The organism is Streptomyces sp. NBC_00631 (assembly GCF_045206895.1).
Lineage (GTDB): Bacteria > Actinomycetota > Actinomycetes > Streptomycetales > Streptomycetaceae > Streptomyces.
In genome coordinates this window covers 975,544-992,752 of record NZ_CP107734.1, presented here as the reverse complement: position 1 = coordinate 992,752, position 17,209 = coordinate 975,544, and the positions used below count along the sequence as shown (strand labels likewise).

Sequence of the window (17,209 nt, the reverse complement as noted above, 5' to 3'; positions counted from 1 at the left end):
CCCGATGACGGCCGCCCCTGGTTCCGCTCCGTCCCTCCCCGCCCAGGCCGAGACCAAGCGCTCGGCCTGGCGCCGTGTCCGGGGCTCCATGACACGCCAGGAGTGGATCAGGGTCGGCGGGATGGCCGGTTTCGTGCTGGCCCTGCACGTCATCGGCTGGGGCACCCTGGTCGGGATCATCGCGCCACAGCACTTCAGCGTGGGCACCGAGTCGTTCGGCATAGGCATCGGCGTGACCGCGTACACGCTGGGCATGCGGCACGCCTTCGACGCCGACCACATCGCGGCCATCGACAACACCACCCGCAAGCTGATGGGCGAGGGGCAGCGCCCGCTGTCCGTCGGCTTCTGGTTCTCCCTCGGCCACTCCAGCATCGTCTTCGGCCTCGCCCTGCTGCTCTCGCTCGGCATGAAGACCCTGGCCGGACCGGTCCAGGACGACGGCTCGCACCTCCACGAGGTCACCGGCCTGATCGGTACGACGGTCTCCGGCACCTTCCTCTACCTGATCGCCGGCATCAACCTCGTCGTCCTGGCCGGCATCTGGAAGGTCTTCCGGCAGATGCGCTCCGGCGCCTACGACGAGGCCGCGCTGGAGACCCAGCTGAACAACCGCGGCTTCATGAACCGCTTCCTCGGCCGGGTCACCGGCTCGATCAGCAAGCCCTGGCAGATGTACCCGCTCGGCCTGCTGTTCGGGCTCGGCTTCGACACCGCCACCGAGATCGCCCTGCTGGTCCTGGCCGGTTCCGGCGCCGCCTCCGGCCTGCCCTGGTATGCCATCCTCACGCTGCCGGTGCTCTTCGCGGCCGGGATGTCGCTCCTCGACACCATCGACGGCTCGTTCATGAACTTCGCCTACGAGTGGGCGTTCTCCAAGCCGGTCCGCAAGGTCTACTACAACCTCACCATCACCGGTCTGTCCGTGGCCGTCGCCCTGATCATCGGCACCGTGGAACTCCTCGGCCTCCTCGCCGACAAGATGGAGCTGCACGGCGTCTTCTGGGACTGGATCTCCGGCCTCGACCTCAACACCGTCGGCTTCGTCATCGTCGGCCTCTTCTTCGCCACCTGGGCGATCGCCCTGCTGATCTGGAAGGCGGGCCGCATCGAGGAGAAGTGGACGGCGGGCCTGGCCCCCCGGCCCGCCGAGCAGGCCGAGGGCTGAGCAGCGCCCCGAAGGGGCGCTGGGGGTACCCCCGCCGAGGCTGCGGGAGGAACTGCGTGAGCAGCCACGACGGCGCCGCGGCCGACATACGGCGTATCAACCACGCAGCTTCAGATCCGCGCGCCACTTGACGATCTGCTTCTCCGCGTCGCCGGTGTACGACCACGGGGTGCGGGTCGCGCGTCGGCCCTGGAGCCGCAGCAGGTCCGCGGCGATGTCCGTGACGCCCGCCTGGCAGGCCGCGTGCGTCAGGTAGTTGAGGTCGCGCAGCTCGCCGGGGGCGACCGGAGCCTCGCCGCGCTGGGCGATCCAGCGCTCCCAGGTGCGCCGTACGTCGCTGACCGCGCCGTCGTGCTTCCAGTGCTGGCTCAGCGCGACCGAGTTCTGCTGTCCCTGTGCCGTGTCCAGGGCGTACCGGAACTCCTCGACGCGGGCGTACTGCACCAGGACGGGCAGCGGGCACCCCGGCGGGGCGACCCCGGCGGCGTCCCGGGCGAAGTCGTACATCAGGCCGTGGGTGCCGTGCCAGCGCGCGGAGTAGTAGTGGAGGACCTGGAGATGGCCCTCCACGTTGTAGGGGTCCCGCCGGTGCAACTCGTCCCACCAGCGGGCGAGTTCCTGCCGGCGCACCCCGGTCGGATAGAGCCGGGCCACCGAGATCAGGGAGACCCAGGGGGTCGGGTCCTGCGGGTAGGCCTCGGCGGCCGCCAGGCAGGCCAGCACGGCGGTGTCGATCCTGGCCCGGTCGATCGGGACACCCCGGCCCGCCGAGATGGCCAGGGTGAACGCCCGGGCCGTCTCGGTCGCCGCCCGCAGCACCAGCGCGTCGGCGCCGTGCGGCTCGGCGGCCAGCCAGGACTCGGCCGTCGAGTTGCCCGAGCAGGCCTGTGCCAGCAGCCGTACCCGGTGCCCCCGGACCAGCCAGTCGGGGCCGGTGGTCCTCAGCAGTTCCCTCAGTCCCTGCCAGCGGCCGATGACGATGTCCTGACGGGCCGTGGTGAGGGATTCGTCCCCGCAGTCCGGGTCGAAGTCGGGGGCGAAGCGGTCGCGCGCCATCGGACTCGTCCCTCAGAAATCGGTGGGGAGGCCTTCGTAGGCCTGGGCCTGTACGGTGACGTGGTCGTCGGGGACGTAGTCGGCCTCCACCGTACGGGTGGCGTCCAGCTTGGCCGGCCGGTAGTAGTCGCTGCCCTGTCTCCAGTACCAGAGCATCGGGATCAGGCCGACGGCCAGACCGCCGATGCCGATCGAGATCGCCGCGCCGCTGAGCTCGCCCAGCGACTCGAAGAAGATCCAGAACATGAACAGCGCGCCGAACAGCGGCCAGACCCCGCCGAGCAGGAAGTTCCCCGCCGACTTGAACAGCATCTTGCGGTAGGCGACGACCACCGCGAGGCCCGCGAGACCGTAGTAGACGGCGATCTGCAGGCCGATCGCCGAGATGGCGTCGTAGAGGATCTCGCCCACCGAGCCCAGCGCGTTGGAGGCGATGAACAGCGTCAGCGCCACCGCGCCGACCACGCTGATCGCCACGTGCGGGGTGTTCCAGGTGCGGTGCACCTTGCCCAGCGCGCTCGGCATCGTACGGTCGCGGCCCATCGCGAACAGCGAGCGGGTGACCTGGATGAGGGTGGTCTCCAGGGTGGCGATGGTGGACAGCATCACGGCGACGATGAGCAGCTTGCCGCCCCACCCCGGCCAGACCTGCTCGCCCAGCACACCCAGCACGTTGGCCTTGTTCGCCGCGATCTGGTCCGAGGACAGGATGACGTTCACGGCGATGGTGAACACCTCGAACAGGGCGAAGACGATGCCGACGCCGATCAGGCCCGCGAGGCCGGTGGTGCGGCGGGAGTTGCGGGTCTCCTCGCTGAGGTTGCTGGTGACGTCCCAGCCCCAGTAGTAGAAGGCGGCGATCAGTGCGCCCGAGGCGAACCCGGAGACGCCGTCGAAGTGGGAGAAGCCGAGCCAGGACCAGTCGAAGGTGCGGGCGTTGCCGGTGTGGAAGAGGGCCAGCACCATGAACAGCAGCAGGATCGCCAGCTCGATGCCGGACATCAGCAACTGGGCGCGCACGGTGAGGCGGGCGCCACCGAGCACCACCGCCAGCATGATCAGGAACCAGGCGGCGCCGACCGCGGTCGACAGGGCCACGTTGCCGGCGAGGTCCGCGTCGAAGAGGGACAGGGTCATGGACCCGGCGGGCAGGGAGCCGGCCACCATGAAGATGGTCGCGGACACCACCAGCGCCCAGCCGCTGACGAAGCCGAGGAACGGGTGCAGGGTGCGGCCCACCCAGGAGTAGCTCGCGCCCGCGTTCACGTCGATACGGCCCAGGTAGCTGAAGGCGAGCGCGATGCCCAGCATCGGTATCGCACACCACAGCAGGGCGGCCGGACTGGCCAGTCCCACGGCTCCGACCAGCACCGCGGTGGTCGCGGCCAGCGAGTACGCGGGGGCGCTGCCCGCGACGGCCATGACCACGGTGTCGAACGTGCCGAGGGCGTTGGCCTGGAGCCCTCTGCCCCTGATGTTGCTCATGGTTGTGCTGCTTTCCGGTCGTGCAGGGCGCACGGGAGTGCAGACCCGCGATGGTACGGGTGGGGGGTGCACGACCCGCTCCGTACCCGGTGAGGGATGGCCTCGGGCAGGGGGCCGGTCAGAAGAAGAAAGGGTGGTGAAGGCCGCGTGCCCAGAGTCGGCGAACGGTCACACCGCGTGTGTGGGTGTGACTATAGCGGCACTCTTTGACCTTTCAAGCTGACCGACCGGTAATCACATATGCCGACTGAGGCTGACAATCCTCACGCCGGAAGCAGTGGTTCCGCCGGTCCCCTCAGTCCTCCAGCCGGTCGAGCTGCCGCAGCTTGTTGGTGGCGTCCAGGGCCGCGACCTTGTAAGACTCCGCGAGCGTCGGGTAGTTGAACACGGCGTCCACCAGATAGTCGACCGTGCCGCCGCAGCCCATCACCGACTGACCGATATGGATCAGTTCTGTCGCTCCGCTGCCGAAACAGTGCACACCGAGCAGCCGCCGGTCCTCGGGGGAGACCAGGAGCTTGAGCATGCCGTGCGAGTCGCCGATGATCTGGCCCCGGGCCAGCTCCCGGTAGCGGGCCACCCCGACCTCGAACGGCACACTGTCCCCGGTGAGTTGGTCCTCGGTCCGGCCGACGAAGCTGATCTCGGGGATGGTGTAGATGCCGATGGGCTGAAGGTTGTCCATCTGCCCGACCGGCTCCCCGCAGGCGTGGTACGCGGCGGCCCGGCCCTGTTCCATCGAGGTCGCGGCGAGCGCCGGGAAGCCGATGACATCGCCGACGGCGTAGATGTGCGGCACCTCGGTGCGGAAGTGGTCGTCCACCGTGATCCGGCCGCGCCGGTCCGCGGACAGGCCCGCCCTGTCCAGGTCCAGTCCGTCGGTCAGGCCCTGGCGGCCCGCCGAGTACATCACCGTGTCCGCCGGTATCTTCTTGCCGCTCTCCAGTACGGTCAGCGTGCCCCGCGGGTGCCGTTCGACGGCGGCGACGGTCTCCCCGAACCGGAAGGTGACGGCCAGGTCCCTCAGGTGGTACTTGAGCGACTCCACGACCTCGACATCGCACATGTCGAGCATGGCGGCGCGCTTCTCGACGACGGTGACCTTGCTGCCGAGCGCGGCGAACATGCTGGCGTATTCCATGCCGATGACACCGGCGCCGACGATGACCATGGAGCGCGGCACCCGCTCCAGGGACAGCACGTTGTCCGAGTCCATGATGGTGCGGCCGTCGAACTCGACGCTGTCCGGGCGGGCCGGCCGGGTGCCGGTGGCGATGATGATGTGCTCCGCGCTCAACAGCCGTTCGTTGCCCGTCGGTTCGCGCAGGGCGACGGTGTGCGGGTCGACGAACCGGCCGGTGCCGGAGCAGAGGGTGACGTGGTTGCGGGAGAGCTGGTTGCGGATGACGTCCACCTCGCGGCTGACCACGTGCTGGGTGCGCGCGGTCAGGTCGGCGACGGTGATGTCCTCCTTCAGCCGGTAGCTCTGGCCGTACAGGTCGCGCTGGGTGAGACCGGTCAGGTAGAGGACCGCCTCGCGCAGGGTCTTGGAGGGGATGGTCCCGGTGTGGATGGACACACCGCCGACCATGTCGGGGCTGTCGACGACGGCGACCCGGCGGCCGAGCTTGGCCGCGGCGATGGCGGCCTTCTGGCCGCCGGGTCCGGAACCGATGACGAGCATGTCGAAGTCGGGCACCCTGGGAAGTCTGTCAGCAGCCGCCCCCGCTTCGAAAGGGTGAACGGGCAACCTTCGCGTGAAATCCGGTACGGACCTGGGCCGTTGCGCGCCTCACCGGCCCCGGCAGCCACCTCGGGCGCCGGCACCGGTGGGGCGGCGCCGGGCACGCTCGCGCATGCCCGCCGCCTCGGTCAGGGCAGGAGCCGCTCGATGCAGTTCGGCCCCTCGCGCTCCATCTTCTTCCTGGCCCATTCGAGCGTGGCCGGGGTGACGTCCCGGCCCGACGCCATCACCAGGTCTTCGGGCGCCACCCCGGTGCCGGGGGCGCTGTGCAGCAGGGAGTCCGGGGTGGCGCGGTCGTCGGGCGACCGGGACGCTTCGGGTTCTGAGGTCGACATGGTCCCTCCTTCGCGGAGCGGGTGCACACTCTCACGATTGCCCGCCCGGCGGCACCCCGCATCCCGGGAAGCAATTCGTCCCTTTTAGGCTGTAAGGTGACCGTACATCCGTTCCGGGGAGGCCGTCACGATGGCCGAACAGCCGTTCTACCAGAATGCGCCCGGGAGCCCCCGCTACCTGCCGATCGCCGAACACGGGCTGATCGGCAATCTGCGCAGCGTGGCCCTGGTGGGCAGCAACGGCACGATCGACTGGTACTGCAGCCCGTCCTTCGACGCCCCCAGCGTCTTCGCCGCCGTCCTGGACGCCGAGCGCGGCGGATTCTTCGCCATGGCCGCGACCGTACCGGCCCGGACCAAGCAGTTCTACTTCCCCGACACCAACGTGCTGATCACCCGTTTCTACACCGACGAGGGCGTCGGCGAGGTCCAGGACTTCATGCCGGTGACGGGTGAGTCGGCGGAGTGCGAGCGGCACCGGCTGATCCGCCGCGTGCTGTGCGTGCGCGGCACCGTGCCGTTCCGGGTCCGGGTCGCCCCCCGCTTCGACTACGGGGCCGCCCCGCACACCCTGCGCCTGCTCGGCGACACCGCCCTCTTCGAGTCCGCGGACAAGTCCTTGCTGCTCACGTCCACGGTGGCCCTGGAGGGCGACGGCCCGGACGTCTGCGCCGACTTCAAGGTGTCGGAGGGCGAGTCCGCCGTCTTCGCCCTCGACCAGGCCGGCGAGGAGATCGTCCCGCGCGGCTGTGCCCGCGCCGAGGCCGAACGAGAGTTCGAGGCTACGGTCCGCTACTGGCGCCGCTGGCTGCACCAGTCCCGCTACCGGGGCCGCTGGCGTGAGATGGTGCACCGCTCCGCGCTCACCCTCAAGCTGCTCACCTACGCCCCCACCGGCGCCATCGTCGCCGCACCCACCACCAGCCTCCCCGAGCAGCTCGGCGGCGAACGCAACTGGGACTACCGCTACGTCTGGATCCGCGACGCCGCCTTCGCCGTCTACGCCCTGCTGCGGCTCGGCTTCAGCAGCGAGGCGGCGGCCTTCATGAAGTTCGTGACCACCTACATCAGCCCCGGCGACGGCTTCGCCTCCGGCCCGCTGCAGATCATGTACGGCATCGACGGCCGCAGCGACCTGCCCGAACGCGAGCTCGGCCACCTGGAGGGCCATTGCGGCTCCGCCCCGGTCCGCGTCGGCAACGGCGCCGCCGGCCAGCTCCAGCTCGACATCTACGGCGCCCTCATCGACTCGATCTACCTCTACGACAAGTGGGCCGAGCCCATCTCCAGCGCCCAGTGGGACGACGTCACCCGGCTCGTCGGATGGGTCTGCGACCACTGGGACCAGCCCGACGAGGGAGTCTGGGAGACCCGCGGCGGCCGCAAGAACTTCCTCTACTCGCGTCTGATGTGCTGGGTCGCCATCGAGCGGGCCATCCGCCTCGCCAACCAGCGCGGCCTGCCCGCCGACCTGCCCTGCTGGCGGCAGTGCCGCGACACCATCTACCGGCGGATCATGGACCGCGGCTGGTCCGAGCGACGCCACGCGTTCGTCCAGCACGAGGGCGGCGACGTCCTCGACGCCTCGGTCCTCATGATGCCCCTGGCGAAGTTCATCGCCCCGACCGACCCCAAGTGGCTGTCCACCCTGGACGCCCTCACCGAGGACCTCGTCTCCGACTCCCTCGTCTACCGCTACGACCCGCAGGCCAGCCCCGACGGACTCCGCGGTGACGAGGGCACCTTCTCCATCTGCTCCTTCTGGTACGTGGAGGCGCTGGTGCGCGCCGGACGCGTGGACGAGGCCCGGCTCGCCTTCGAGAAGATGCTCACCTACGCCAACCATCTCGGCCTGTACGCCGAGGAGATCGGCCGTACCGGTGAGCAACAGGGCAACTTCCCACAGGCGTTCACCCATCTCTCCCTCATCAGCGCCGCATTCAACCTGGACCGCGCGCTGGGCTGACGCCTCACCAGGTCAGTGCAGCGGCTGCTCCGCCCAGATGACCTTCCCGGCGGGCGTGTAGCGGGTGCCCCAGCGCTCGGCGATCTGCGCGACCAGGAACAGGCCCCGGCCGCCCTCGTCGGTGCTCGCCGCGTACCGCAGGTGCGGCGAGGTGGTGCTGGCGTCGCAGACCTCGCAGATCAGCGTCCGGTCGCGCAGCAGCCGTACCCCGATGGGCGCCCGGCCGTGCCGGATGGCGTTGGTGACCAGTTCGCTGAGGATCAGCTCGGTGGCGAACGACAGCTCGTCCAGGTCCCAGTCGGCAAGCTGTCGGGTCACCTTGGACCGTACCTCGGAGACGGCCGCCGGATCGGCCGGCACCTGCCACTCGGCGATCCGGTCCGCGCCGAGCGCCCGGGTGCGGGCGACGATCAGCGCCACGTCGTCGCTGGGGCGGGCCGGGAGCCGCTCCAGCACGGCCGCACAGGTGTCGTCGGGGGTGCTGCCGGCCGCCGACTCCAGGGCACCGGCGAGCAGTTCCAGGCCCTCGTCGATGTCCCGCTGCCGGTCCTCGACCAGCCCGTCGGTGTAGAGCACCAGACTGCTGCCCTCCGGCAGCTCCAGCTCGGCCGTCTCGAAGGGCAGCCCGCCCACCCCCAGCGGCGGACCGACCGGCACGTCCGGGAACTCCACGCTCCCGTCGGGTGCGGCCAGCGCCGGCGGCGGATGACCGGCCCGGGCCACCGTGCAGCGCCGCGACACCGGGTCGTAGATCGCGTACAGACAGGTCGCCCCGGTGATCGTGGCCGCGGCGTCCGCGGGGGACTCGTCCTGGTCGATGCGGCTCACCAACTCGTCCAGCAGACCCAGCAGCTCGTCGGGCTGCAGGTCGAGCGCCGCGAAGTTGTGCACGGCGGTGCGCAGCCGCCCCATGGTCGCCGCCGCGTGCAGGCCGTGCCCCACCACGTCCCCGACCACCAGCGCCACCCGGGCGCCGGACAGCGGCAGCACGTCGAACCAGTCGCCGCCCACGCCCGACTGGGCCGGCAGATAGCGGTAGGCGATGTCCAGGGCGCTCTGCGCGGGCAGGCTGCGCGGCAGCAGACTGCGCTGCAGGGTCACCGCCATGCTGTGCTCGCGCGTGTAACGGCGGGCGTTGTCGATGGAGACGGCGGCCCGCGTCACCAGCTCCTCCGCGAGGGCCAGCTCCTCGGTGTCGAACGGCGCGAGCTTCTCCGAACGGCAGAAGTTGGCCAGACCCAGCACCACGTTCCCGGCCCGCAACGGCACCGTGATCAGCGAGTGGATGCCGAACTCCAGGATCCGCCCGGTCAGTTCCTCGTCCTGAGCCCGCCAGCCGGGCGAGTCCCGCAGCCGGGGCTCCACGACGGACTCGCCGGTCCGCAGACTGCGGCCCTGCGGCGAGGAGTCCACGAACTGAAACCGCTCGCCGACCGGGTACAGCGGGGCGTCCTTGCGGACACCGGCGGACGCCACCCGGCGCAGCGCGTCCCCGGGCTTGGGCTCGTCGCCCTTGAGGACCGCGTCGTACAGGTCCACGGTGGCGTAGTCCGCGAACCGCGGCACGGCCAGCTCCGTCAGCTCCTCGGCGGTGCGGGTGACGTCCAGACTGGTGCCGATGCCCACCCCGGCGTCGTACAGCATGTTCAGACGCTCGCGGGTCACCTCGGCGCGGCCGGAGAGGGCGCGCAGCTCCGTGGAGTCGCGCAGCGTGATGACACTGCCGGGCGGCCCGCCGCGCACCTCGATGGGACGCTGGTTGACGGCCAGCAGCCGGTCCTTGACCAGGTGCACCTCGTCGGTGGCGACCCGCCCGGAGGCGATCAGCGTCGACGTCTCCGCGTCCAGGCCGAGGTCCGGGACCCGGCGGCGCTCGGCGTCCGCGGGCAGGCCCAGCAGGCGCCGGGCCTCGTCGTTGGCGAGCATCAGCCGGCCGTCGCCGCCGACGATCAGCACACCCTCGCGCACGGAGTGCAGCACCGCGTCGTGGTGCTCGTACATCCGGGTCATCTCGTCCGGGCCGAGGCCGTGGGTCTGGCGCAGCAGCCGCCGGCTGACCAGTGCCGTGCCCGCCGTCGCCAGGGCCAGTGCGGCGGCGGCCGCGGCGAGCAGCAACGGCAGCTGCTGGTCGGCGGTGCCGCCCACGTGCGCGGTGGTGATGCCGGCCGACACCAGGCCCACCACCGCGCCGTTCGCGTCCCGGACCGGGACCACCGCCTGCACCAGCTCGCCGATGGTGCCGTGGACCTCCTCGGTGACGGTCCCGCCGGCCAGCGCCGGCCCGATGGTCCCGACGAACTTCTTGCCGATGCGGTCCGGCTTGGGGTGCGTGTACCGGATCCCTTCGGTGTTCATGACGACGATGAAGTCCACGCCGGTCGCCTTGCGGGCCGCCTCCGCCCGCGGCTGGAGCACCGTCGTCGGGTCGGGCAGCCGCAGCGCGGCCGCCGTGCCGGGGGCGTCGGCGAAGGTCTGGGCGACGGCCAGCGACCGGTTGCGGGCCTCCATGGTGCTGTCGCGCCGCACCTGGAGCACCAGGGCCACCACGGCCGACACCACCAGGAGCAGCACGATCACGACTTGCAGGACGAAGACCTGTCCGGCCACGCTGCGTCCGCTCAGCGCGGACCACAGCCGCCCGGACCGGATACGGCCCGGCCCGCCGGGCTCCCGCTCCCGCTGGGCGAGCGGCGCGCGCGGAGCCCCGGGACGGGACGGCCGAGTGTCGGACCGGCCGGGCTGACGGACCATGAGCCCATGTCTACACTGCCCGGCCCCGCGAGGCGAGAGCGTCCCCCCAGGCAACCCGCCCGATACCCCGTTGTGTCCCGGTCACCACCGGTCTGCGGGCCCCGGGCGGCGGGTCGCGACCAGCAGCGCCACGTCGTCCGGGCGGTCGGTGGCGTGCCTGGCCATGGCGGTGAGCCGGTCGGCCACCCCGGCGAGGGTACGGGGACCGCGCCGCCCCGGCGCCGCCCCGGCCTCGGCCAGGGCCGCCCCCAGCGCCGAGATGCCCTCGTCGATGTCGGCGCCCGGCCGCTCCACCAGCCCGTCCGTGTACAGGGCGAGGATCGCGTCCGGCGCCAGCTCCAGTTCGGTCACCGGATACCGGGCCCGCGGATCCACGCCCAGGACGACACCGCCCGGGATCTCCAGGACCCGGATCCGACCGTCCGGGGCGCGCAACAGGGGCGGCAGATGACCGGCCCGGGCGATCCGGGCGCGCCCGGTGGCGGGGTCAAGACGCACGTAGCAGCAGCTCGCGAACTGGCCCGGGTCGAGGTCGATGAGCAGCCGGTTGGTGCCGCTCAGCACCTCGTCCGGCGGCCGGTCGCTGAGCGCGAACGCCCGGACCGCGCTGCGTAGTTGCCCCATGGTCGCGGCCGCCTGCACGCCGTGCCCCTGGACGTCGCCGATGACCAGGGCGAGACCGTCACCCGCCCCGACGACGTCGTACCAGTCGCCGCCCACGTCCATGCCCTGGGTGCCCGGCAGATACCGGCCCGCGGTCTCCACCTGGGGGTGCGCCGACAGCCGGCGGGGCAGCAGCGCCTGCTGGAGGCCGCGGGCGAGGGCGGCCTCGCTGTCGTAGCGCCGGGCCTTCTCCATCGCGTGCGCGATCAGGCCGGCGAGCGCCGTGAGGACCGTGCGCTCCTCGGTGCTGAAGCCGCGCTCCACGTCGAAGCCGAGAATGCAGGTGCCGACCGGGCGTCCCGAGGCGATCAGCGGCAGGAAGGCGCGGGCGCCCACGTCGGCGTCCAGGGCGAGGCCCGGGTAGGTGTCCGCCAGCTGCCGCATCGACTCGAAGAACAGGGGCCTGCCGGTGGTGAGGGTCTCGACACCGGGGATGGGGGCGTCCAGGCCGACCCCGTCGAACGGGGCGAGGAAGCCCGGCGGGAAGCCGTTCTCCCAGGCCAGGTAGAGATGCCGGTCCTGGAGCAGGTAGATGGCCAGCCGGCCGCCGCCGAACGCCGGGAGCAGCTCCTGGGTCACCACCGCCGACACCTGCCGGGCGGTCACCGCGTCGGTCAGCGCGATCGCCAGGGCGATCGGCCGGTACAGCGGGGCCATCGAGGGGCCGCCGGGTACGCCGGGTACGCCGGGTACGCCGGGTACGCCGGGCCGCCCGGGCCCCGGGGTCGCGCCGAGCTCCGCCGTCGTGCCGGGTGCCGCCGGCGTGTCCGGCTCGGCCGGGCGTGGCAGGTGCATGGCCGGGCCGAACCGGTTGGCCGGGTCGACCGTGCAGGTGATCAGGTCCGGGCCCGGATGCACGGACAGGGCGAGGAAGTCGCCCTCGGTGGCACCCCCGCGGCGGACCCGGAAGTGCACGGAGCCACGGGCGAGCAGCGCGCCCCGCCAGTGGTCGTCGTAGGGCGGCCCGCTCAGCCACGGCATCGCCTCCCACACGGACCGTCCGAGCAGCTCGGCGCGCGGCCGGCCCGTCAGCCGGACGGCGGCCGGGTTGGCGTAGCGGACGACCCCGGACCGGTCCAGGCAGAAGACGCCCTGGGGGAGCAGATCGGCCGCTCCGTCGGCGGCCGCCACCGGACCCGGGTCGACGACGATCCCGGAGACCAGGGAAGGCCCGGCGGCGCCGGGCGGCGGCCACAGCTCCAGGAGGAGCGGGGCGCCGTCCGCGGCCCGCACCCGCAGCGGGGCGTACGGCGGCCTGCCTGCCGCCGTACGGCGCAGCGCGACCAGCACGTCGTCGGCGTCGTCGGGCGTCACGGCCGCGGCCAGCTCGGCCCCGGTATGGGGGAAGTCCTCCGGCGCCACGCCGAGCAAGGCATGCAGACGGTCGTCCACGCGCACCGCCGAGGTGGCCGGATCCCAGGTGAAACGGCCCACCCGGGCCGCCCCAGGCCGCGTCGCGGGCGGCCGTACGCACACCGGCTCGCCCTCCCACGCGACCGCCGCGTCGCCCTCCTCGGCCACCAGCTCGCGCAGTCCGACGCCCAGCGTCTCGGCCAGCCGGCCCAGCCGGTCCAGGTCGGGCAGCTCGTCCACGGTGTCCGGGGTCCCGGGAAGCAGCACGGTGAGCACCCCGAAGGACGGCTCCGCGCCGGGCACGGGCGTGTACACGGACCCGAACTGGAACGGCAGGCCCGCCGCGAACTGGGGATAGCGGCGCACCATCTCGGTGGCGTTGGGCAGCACCACCCGCACCCCGAGCCGGTAGGCGTCCGCGACCGGGAACGGCCGGTCCACGTGCAGCCGCCACCAGGGCCTGAACAGCGGGCCGGGGAGCCCCACCAGCGTGGCCAGCCGCAGCAGTCCGGGGGTGCCGGAGCGCAGGTACACCCCGGCGACGTGGCAGCCCGCCGCGCCCAGGGCGCCGGTCGAGGCCTCGACCAGCAGCGCGGTCAGCCGCTCACGCGCCCGGCCCACGTGCTCGCCGCTCCGAGTCATCGGGTCCTACCTCGTCCGTGCACCGCCGGGTGGGTGACACAGCAAGAATGCGTCACGACGGCCCGAAAACGCACCTCCGCGACCCGGACCGGACGGCGGTTGCCGCGGCTGCCGGCCCGCTCAGCCCGCGCCCACCGGCCGCAGCACCAGGTGACCGTCCTCCCGGGCGGCCACCATGGCGAACGGGAAGGTGTCCGCCTCCAGGCACAGCGGTACGTCCTCCGGATGGACGCCCTCCCAGCCCAGCCGCAGCCCCTCGGCGAGCCGCGCCGCCCCACCGGAGTTCCGGGCCCGCTCCACGTACGGATCCGGGCCGACGGAGTCGTCGGCCACCAGATCGGCGATGTACTCGGCGCAGGCCAGGTCCTCCTCGGCCCGCCCGTCCTCCCCGGTGACCACGAAGGTGACCGCCGCGGGCCGCTCGCGGCGCAGCACGGCGGCGGTGGCCCCGGCGACCACGAAACTCGCGCACAGCAGCAGCCGGGCCCCGGCGGCGGCCAGCGCCCCGGTCGTCCCGGCGGTGGTCTTCTGGACGACCGTGCGCCCCGCGACGTCCAGCGAACGCAGCTGGGCCGGTGAGTTGGCCAGGTCGAAGCCGGGCACCACCGGACCGTCCTGGAAGGCCAGCCAACCGGGATGACGGGCCTTCAGCTCCAGTGCCCCGTCCAGGGTTTCGGCGAACACGATCCGTTCGGCGCCCCGCCGGAACGCCCAGGCCGCCACGGTGAACGCGCGCATCACGTCGACGACCACGGCGACTTCGGGCGTGGCGGACAGACCGGGGACCCCGGTGAAGGTGGCTCGCATCCCCCCATCACGCCCGGCGCGTCAGAGTTCCGGGTCCTCGGCCGGCAGGGCCGCGCGCATCGAGCGCAGGGCCAGCAGCAGGACGCCGATGTCGTCCAGGTAGATCGGGTCGGGCAGCAGGTCGGTGGGCAGCACGAGATACAGCACGGCACCCCAGAACACCCAGCGCGAGCCCGTCGGCAGCCCGGCCCGGCGCAGGGTGCGCCGGGTGCGGACCAGCCGTACGAGTACGGCGACCGCGCCGGCGAGCAGGGCCGCGGCGACGATCGCGCAGATCACGAGCACGGTCGTGGTGGTGTCCATGGCTGTCCTGTCGTCCGGCCCCGATCCGGCCCGGGGTCTCTCACTGCTCCGTCTTCCCGGATTCGTCCTCGGGCATGGCCGCCGGTCCGGAACTCTCCTTCGGTGGCCGCAGCCCCTTGAAGGCACGGGTCAACTGCTGGAAGGGGGAGGCGGACCGGGGTGCCGGGGCGGCCGGGGCGGGGGTGTCGCGGAGGGCGGCGAGCGCCTCGCCGGCCCGCTCGGCGGCCTCCCGGTACAGGTCGCGGGACCTGGTCATGGCCTCCAGCGCCTCGGCGTACTGGGCGACGCGCCCCCGTTCGCGCGCCAGCTCCTCCTCCAGTGTCATCAGGGTCCAGTTGTCGCGCAGATCGGCCAGCGCCTCCTCGGCGCCCTGCGGCGCGGGCTTGGGCAGGGCGGCGAACCGGCGCAGGGCGGCGAACAGTTCGGCGGGCTCCGAGCCGTCCAGGAAGACGCTGCGCACCGCGTACTCCTGCGGGTCGTAGCCGTCCGGCGCCGGGTCCGGGGGCAGCAGCACGGCGCCGCCGCGCGGGACCTCGGCATCGAGGTCGCGCAGCGCCCAGTTGACGGCACGGAACTGCTGGGGCGCGGCCCGGTGCTCCACCACGCGGTGCGCGAGGCCGGGCGGCAGCTGCCGGACCAGCGGCAGCCGGCCGAGCGTGTCGGGCGTCATCGCCTCGTGCACGACGAGGTTGACGCACCAGCTGTCCTTCGCCGCGTCCCGCAGCACCCGGCGCATGTCCTTGTCGTCGGCGGGCAGCGGGTTGACCGTGCGCAGCCGCACGCCCGCCACGGCCGGGAGGTAGTCCCAGGCGGCCTCGCCGCCGTCCCCGGCCTCCTCGCCGTCGGGCCAGAACATCGCCGCCGGGGAGGGCCAGACCTCGTCCCAGGGCCGGTCGGCCTCGGCCACGAGCTGCCACTCGCGTCCCGCCTGGCGTCCCTGGAGGTCGACGAGGGTCAGCCGGGCGCGCACCGTCACGGTGCCGTCGTCGACGCGCCAGCGGGCCTCGAAGACGCGCCGGGTGAGCTCGTCGGGCACCGGGGGTTCGGCGAAGTCGTCGAGGGCGCCGGTCTCCTTGCGGCGGCGCAGGATCCTGCGGATCACCTCCTCGGAGTCCGGGCCCGTATGGCGGCCACGGGCGGGCCAGACGGTCGGCGGAAGGACGGCACGGTCGGCGGCGGAGTTCGACATGGGCCAATCTGCTGGTGGAAGGCGGGTGCGTCTTCCAGTATCGCCGCCCCGGAGCGTGTCTCACAGAGCGGGGGCCGCCCGCGCACGGGGAGTGCGCCCCGCACCCGGGGTGCGCACCGTGTGCGTCGTACGACGCCGGTTCACCCGTGCCCCTGATCCGGCCCGCCCCGCACAATGGTGCGGCGAACGGGGCCCGCCCGCCCATCCGCTTCGGGGCGGGCCCCGTTCACGCCGCCGGGAAGCGTGCGGGAGGGGCCGGCGGCAGTCCGCCGGCCCCTCCCGGTCCGCACCGTCTCAGCGCCTCACGCGCCGCTCTCGCGGAGCATGTCCTCGCGCTCGACGAGCTTGACGCGCTCGCGGCCCTGCGGCTCGCCCAGCGCCTTCTCGGCGGCGTCCAGCCTGTACCAGCCCTCCCAGGTGGTGAAGCGGACCTCGCGCTCGGCGAGGAAGGCGTCCACGGCCTCCGGCGCGGGCGCCTCGGGGGTGTGCAGCCGTCCGGCCGCGTAGTCGTCCAGCAGGTTGGACACCGTCTCGTTGGCGTCGCCCTTGGTGTGGCCGATCAGACCGACCGGACCGCGCCGGATCCAGCCGGTGACGTACGTCGACCGGAGGTGGCTGCCGCTCTCCTCGACGACCCGGCCGCCCTCGTCCGGGACGGTGCCCGACTCGATGTCCCAGGGCAGCTTGGGCAGCTTGTCGGAGAGGTAGCCGACCGCGCGGTAGACCGCGGTGACGTCCCAGTCCTTGAACTCGCCGGTGCCCTTGACGTTGCCGGTGCCGTCCAGCGCGGTCCGCTCGGTGCGCACGCCGGTGACCCTGCCGTCCTCGCCGAGGATCTCGGCCGGCGACTCGAAGAAGTGCAGGAAGAGTTTGTGCGGGCGGTCGCCGACGTCGCGGATCGCCCAGTTCTCCAGGGTCTTGGCGACCATGTCGGCCTGCTTGTTGCCGCGCCGGGTCTCGATCGAGCCCTCGTCGTAGTCGATGTCCTCGGGGTCGACGATGACCTCGATGTTGGGGGAGTGGTCGAGCTCGCGCAGCTCCATCGGGGAGAACTTCGCCTGCGCCGGGCCGCGGCGGCCGAAGACGTGCACTTCGAGGGCCTTGTTGGCCTTCAGGCCGTCGTAGACGTTCGGCGGGATCTCCGTCGGGAGCAGCTCGTCGGCGGTCTTGGCGAGGATGCGGGCCACGTCCAGGGCCACGTTGCCGACGCCGAGTACCGCGACCTTCTCGGCCTCGAGCGGCCAGGTGCGGGGCACGTCCGGGTGGCCGTCGTACCAGGAGACGAAATCGGCGGCACCGTAGGAGCCGTCCAGCTCGATGCCGGGTATCCGCAGCTCGCGGTCGGCGGTCGCGCCGGTCGAGAAGATCACCGCGTCGTAGAACGAGCGCAGATCGTCGAGGCTGATGTCGGTCGGGTAGTCGACGTTGCCGAAGAGGCGGATCTGCGGCTTGTCCAGCACCTGGTGCAGGGCCGTGATGATGCCCTTGATGCGCGGGTGGTCAGGGGCCACGCCGTACCGGATCAGGCCGAACGGGGCGGGCATCCGCTCGAAGAGGTCGATGGACACGCCGGGCTCGGCGGCCACCGCGGACTTGAGCAGGGCGTCGGCGGCGTAGATCCCGGCGGGGCCGGCTCCGACGATGGCTACCCGCAGGGGGCGCGGCATGATCAGGTTCCCTTCGAGTGAGGACAAGCGATCTCGAACGGGAAGCCTAAGCTAAGGCAGTCCTAAGTTTGTACGCGGGT

12 protein-coding genes are annotated in these 17,209 nt (G+C 72.4%); 2 read left to right on the top strand and 10 right to left on the bottom strand.

The window, feature by feature from the left end:
* Positions 1 to 4: 4 nt before the first annotated feature.
* Positions 5 to 1,168 (top strand): HoxN/HupN/NixA family nickel/cobalt transporter, encoded by a 1,164-nt coding sequence (locus tag OHB00_RS04685; protein WP_406431512.1) that lies wholly within the window; start codon positions 5 to 7, stop codon positions 1,166 to 1,168.
* 96 nt (positions 1,169 to 1,264) lie between these two features.
* Here the strand turns inward: OHB00_RS04685 and OHB00_RS04680 are convergent, their stop codons facing one another.
* The 4 genes from OHB00_RS04680 to OHB00_RS04665 all read right to left on the bottom strand — a co-directional run bounded on the left by OHB00_RS04680 (position 1,265) and on the right by OHB00_RS04665 (position 5,788).
* The gene (locus OHB00_RS04680; RefSeq protein WP_406431510.1) at positions 1,265 to 2,224 is read right to left on the bottom strand and encodes a hypothetical protein; all 960 of its coding nucleotides are present in this window, start codon (positions 2,222 to 2,224) and stop codon (positions 1,265 to 1,267) included.
* A gap of 12 nt (positions 2,225 to 2,236) precedes the next feature.
* Positions 2,237 to 3,709: an APC family permease gene (locus tag OHB00_RS04675; protein WP_406431508.1), complete on the bottom strand. Its 1,473-nt coding sequence runs from the start codon at positions 3,707 to 3,709 to the stop codon at positions 2,237 to 2,239.
* A gap of 295 nt (positions 3,710 to 4,004) precedes the next feature.
* Positions 4,005 to 5,408 (bottom strand): Si-specific NAD(P)(+) transhydrogenase, encoded by a 1,404-nt coding sequence (gene sthA, locus OHB00_RS04670; protein ID WP_406431506.1) that lies wholly within the window; start codon positions 5,406 to 5,408, stop codon positions 4,005 to 4,007.
* Positions 5,409 to 5,581: 173 nt separating this feature from the next.
* Positions 5,582 to 5,788 (bottom strand): hypothetical protein, encoded by a 207-nt coding sequence (locus OHB00_RS04665; RefSeq protein WP_365796449.1) that lies wholly within the window; start codon positions 5,786 to 5,788, stop codon positions 5,582 to 5,584.
* 130 nt (positions 5,789 to 5,918) lie between these two features.
* Between OHB00_RS04665 and OHB00_RS04660 the strand changes: the two genes are divergently transcribed.
* Positions 5,919 to 7,754 carry a glycoside hydrolase family 15 protein gene (locus OHB00_RS04660; protein WP_406431504.1) on the top strand — a complete coding sequence of 612 codons (1,836 nt, stop codon included), beginning with the start codon at positions 5,919 to 5,921 and terminating at the stop codon, positions 7,752 to 7,754.
* Positions 7,755 to 7,766: 12 nt separating this feature from the next.
* On the opposite strand, the gene OHB00_RS04655 is transcribed toward OHB00_RS04660, so the two are convergent.
* The 6 genes from OHB00_RS04655 to OHB00_RS04630 all read right to left on the bottom strand — a co-directional run bounded on the left by OHB00_RS04655 (position 7,767) and on the right by OHB00_RS04630 (position 17,129).
* Positions 7,767 to 10,505 (bottom strand): SpoIIE family protein phosphatase, encoded by a 2,739-nt coding sequence (locus OHB00_RS04655; RefSeq protein WP_406431502.1) that lies wholly within the window; start codon positions 10,503 to 10,505, stop codon positions 7,767 to 7,769.
* 81 nt (positions 10,506 to 10,586) lie between these two features.
* A complete protein-coding gene (locus OHB00_RS04650) occupies positions 10,587 to 13,163 on the bottom strand; it encodes a SpoIIE family protein phosphatase (protein WP_406431499.1) in 2,577 nt (858 codons plus the stop codon).
* A 120-nt stretch (positions 13,164 to 13,283) separates the two neighbouring features.
* Positions 13,284 to 13,970 (bottom strand): 2-phosphosulfolactate phosphatase, encoded by a 687-nt coding sequence (locus OHB00_RS04645; RefSeq protein WP_406431497.1) that lies wholly within the window; start codon positions 13,968 to 13,970, stop codon positions 13,284 to 13,286.
* 21 nt (positions 13,971 to 13,991) lie between these two features.
* The gene (locus OHB00_RS04640) at positions 13,992 to 14,273 is read right to left on the bottom strand and encodes a YkvA family protein (RefSeq protein ID WP_089103535.1); all 282 of its coding nucleotides are present in this window, start codon (positions 14,271 to 14,273) and stop codon (positions 13,992 to 13,994) included.
* 40 nt (positions 14,274 to 14,313) lie between these two features.
* Positions 14,314 to 15,462, bottom strand: coding sequence for a hypothetical protein (locus tag OHB00_RS04635; RefSeq protein WP_406431495.1), 1,149 nt, complete (start codon positions 15,460 to 15,462; stop codon positions 14,314 to 14,316).
* A 302-nt stretch (positions 15,463 to 15,764) separates the two neighbouring features.
* Positions 15,765 to 17,129 carry an FAD-dependent oxidoreductase gene (locus OHB00_RS04630; RefSeq protein WP_406431493.1) on the bottom strand — a complete coding sequence of 455 codons (1,365 nt, stop codon included), beginning with the start codon at positions 17,127 to 17,129 and terminating at the stop codon, positions 15,765 to 15,767.
* Positions 17,130 to 17,209 lie beyond the last annotated feature (80 nt).